The sequence below is a fragment of the Tateyamaria pelophila genome (genome assembly GCF_019966495.1).
Lineage (GTDB): Bacteria > Pseudomonadota > Alphaproteobacteria > Rhodobacterales > Rhodobacteraceae > Tateyamaria > Tateyamaria pelophila.
Genome location: NZ_JAIMIA010000238.1, coordinates 1 through 3517, shown reverse-complemented (window position 1 = coordinate 3517; position 3517 = coordinate 1). Strand labels below are relative to the sequence as shown.

Sequence of the window (3517 nt, the reverse complement as noted above, 5' to 3'; positions counted from 1 at the left end):
GGAAATGCCGCGCCGCCTCGCGGTGTCCATGGCCCTCATCGACAAACGCAACAACACGCGTTCGCAGTTCTATTGGATGTGGCTTGCCCATCTGTAACCCCCATGCCTGCCTCAAGGCCAGGGAATCACATCACAGCCAATCTGGGAATCCTGAATCTGAAAAGCAGAGACACGCTCTAGCGCGGGTTTGTCCAACGTCTCGAACAAAGCGCGGCGACTGGCACCAAGATGCCGCGTGACCTTCTCGTTCAATTGATCGCGCAGAGGTCTGATCGCTGCGTTCAGCTCATCGAGACCGAAGAATATCTGGTTGCGCAGGCGTGCCAATATCCAGCGCTCGGCGAGCAAAACAGCGCCTTCGACCTTGGCTTTGTCCTTTGGTTTACGTGGCCGCGCGGGCACGACAGCGGTATCGTAATGTGCCGCCATATCCCCATAGGTCCGGTTGATCGCCGGATCATAAAAGCAGGCTTTGATAACAGCCGCCTTCAGATTGTCCGGCACGACCTGCGCAGGCACGCCACCAAAGAATGCAAATGCACGGACATGGCTGCTGATCCAGTCCGGCAGGCTTTGTGTCCACGTCGCTTCGACATAGGTGTAGTTCGACGCCCCAAGGGTTGCGACGAAGAGCTGAGCCGTCCGCACTTCGCCTGTCTGCGGGTCAACGACGTCAACGGTGTGGCCCGCATAATCCACGAACAACCGTTCGCCCCCCGGATGGCGCTGCCGCATTACTGGCGACAGCTTGCCTTCCCATCGCGTGTAGAGCTCGCAATACCGGCTGTAACCGTAGCCCTCGGGATGAACTTCCCGGTACTCTTGCCACAGCAGCAAAAGCGTCACGCCCTTGCGACGCAACTCCGCGTGCACGTAAGCCCAATCGGGCAAGGGGATCGGTTCAGAACTGCCTGCTGGACGCCGTGGAAACAACAACTGTTCCAGATCAGCGTCAGTGAGGTCGTGCGGCAGCGGCCAGCTCAAACCAACGTCGCGTGCGCGGCTCAAATACCCACGCAGGGTCGTGCGCCCAACGCCCAGGCTCGACGCCATCACACGCGTCGACAGGCCTTCATGTGACAGGCGCAACGCCTCTCGGATCTTCCGCATTGGTAATCTCTTCACTCGGCCATCTCCCGTTCAAAAAGAACGGCAAAGTAGCCCGCTTCAGATTACCTCACAGCAGCGCATCGAGGGGTGGGCGGATGCCCCGGAATCCCCGGGCGGATCAGATCGGTACGGGTGGGCGGATTAAATCGGAATCAATGGGCGGATCACCCCGGAATGCGCACCCTCGGCCCCCAGGCGCGAATTTACGATAGCCGACCTTCGCCGCGCGGGTCGCGAACTGGCAAGATGCGGACATTGCCGTCATTCGTTTTTCGCGCTTTGCTGACGCAGCATTTATTCGCAATCGCGTCACATAGGTTGTTGCAAAGCAGCGGGCGTCGTCAATCCGGTCATTCATGGGCGTCGTTCCGGCTGGAACCTAGACCGTCCTTTCGCTGCATGTCGTTTGGATGCGAAAGACGCGGACAAAGTAGGCCTTCGCTCGTATAAGCTTAACTGCTGCTACCGGTCCAAAACGAGCATTCCTGATGTGAAGTGTCAAGACATCTATGAAGTGCCTTTTAGCTCAGCTTGCAGTGGCTCGTTACAGTGAAGGACTACCGACTGACGTCGGTAGCATCATTTGGCGGAATGTAATTCGAGGTACTGCGTGATGATGTCGTCGGTCACATTGCCCGAGGTGGTCGAGAAGTACCCGCGTGCCCAAAACCGCCTTCGCCAGTATCGCTTCTTCAACTCCGGGAACTCCATCTGAATGCGGCGCGATGAGCGGCCCTTGATGCGCTGTATGACTCCTGACAGCGACAATTTCGGCGGGATCGACAAGAACATGTGGACATGGTCGCGCCCCAACACACCCTTCACTATATAGACGCCCATTTCGTTGCACGTCTGGATGATAATCTCACGGATGCGCTCCCGCATTGGACCCTGAAGCACCTCATAGCGGTATTTTGTGACCCACACGACGTGGAGCCTGTGGTAAAATCGCGTGTGCGCGGATGACGAGTAGCGCATGATCTTCTCTCCTGAATTCTGAAACCATACCGCCTCAGCGGGTTTCAGAATTCAGGAGAGAAGATCAAGAACAGATTCGCTGAAGCGGACCGGCTGGAAGCCAGTGGTTTCGATCCATTAAGTGGAAAATGAACTGACCTAAATTAAACCCGCAACTGATGACGGCTTTCCGTCTGTTGCACGCACAGTCATAGAATTTCCGAACAAGGTTTGTGGAGCGACCCAGCAAGCGAAGCTGGTGATGCCTTTACCCGTGTCGTCGTCGATGATTTGGCAGCCAAGCTTGAAAAGTATGCTGAAGGCGAAGTGTTCATAGTATCTCAGAAAGCACATTTATTCAAAGCACGAGTTTAGCGTGCATGCCCCGTTTCTTACGGAGAAGGAATTCCATTATGGCAAAGATCAATGCTGTTGATACTAGCGTCATGGCAGTGGCCATCTCGAACGTAGGTTGACTGACAATGATCGGTGCCACCGTTGGCAAACTGTCGATATCGGTTCCCACCAAAACCATATTCCCCAGATTATTTGCCCAGTGCAGCCCAATGGCGACCCATAGTGCGCCGGTTCGATAAGCAAACCAGCCAAGAAGGACGCCATACGCCAAATAGGGCAGAAGAGCATACCAGTGTCCGCGCGCGGACGCCACATTTGCGAAGTGTGGAGCAGCGAAAAGCAGAGAAGGGATGCCGATAAATAAGAGCGGGCTTGTGAAAAAGCGGCGAGCGAACTGGGTCAGGTATCCGCGGAAAAGGAACTCTTCGGCGCTTGTCTGCACCAGAAAGCCTACGCAACTGATTGCAAGAACGATCAGGAATTCGCGGGCATTTGGGAGTTGGAGTTTGATTTGCAAAAGTCCGGTTAGCCCGAAGCCAAGCGTCACGAGGAGGCTGACGGCCAAGCTGACCAATACGGCCAAAGCGAAAACCGAAAAATCCGGTTTTAAATTGGGGAAACCGAAACTCCACCAGGGGCGCGCAAGCAGGTATTTGGTGGCAAGCGGTACGACGATCAAAGCAGGCAGGAAGGAGCTAAAATCGGTCAGAAGGGTTCCAGCGACACTTTCACCAAATACGGCCTGCACAGGCGACCTAATGGGAGCCGAAAAAAATTCACCCAGCAGCAACCAGAAAAGTACGATGAGGATGAATCCGATCATATAGATGAAGAAGGAGGATCGCCCCTTATCCGCCCAATCGAGATAGCTTTCTGAGTTACTGGACATTCGTACTATCCGCTTCCGTTCTAGTACTGTCAGTCAGATTCTAACCCGTCTCGTCAAGGGCGGTAAATTGCAGCGCGACAAACAAGATGAGAATCCAGCGTCAATCAGGATGAGAACGCGGGGGTTGGGCGTCGCAGGGAGGGCGTAGCCCGACTGGAGAGGCCCAACCCCCGCGTTTCGCCCAAATTGGGCGGGTCTGACGGT

The 3517-nt window shown here is 55.3% G+C and carries 2 protein-coding genes and 1 pseudogene; all 3 read right to left on the bottom strand.

Translation table 11 applies throughout. From position 1 onward, the window contains the following. Positions 1 to 177 precede the first annotated feature (177 nt). Positions 178 to 1110 (bottom strand): annotated as a pseudogene (gene istA / locus LC354_RS27015) (IS21 family transposase); the annotation flags it as partial. A 579-nt stretch (positions 1111 to 1689) separates the two neighbouring features. After that, positions 1690 to 2088 carry an IS200/IS605 family transposase gene (gene tnpA, locus LC354_RS27010; protein ID WP_223429034.1) on the bottom strand — a complete coding sequence of 133 codons (399 nt, stop codon included), beginning with the start codon at positions 2086 to 2088 and terminating at the stop codon, positions 1690 to 1692. Positions 2089 to 2425: 337 nt separating this feature from the next. After that, entirely contained in the window at positions 2426 to 3313 is an 888-nt protein-coding gene (locus LC354_RS27005) for a CPBP family intramembrane glutamic endopeptidase (protein WP_223429033.1), read from the bottom strand. Positions 3314 to 3517 lie beyond the last annotated feature (204 nt).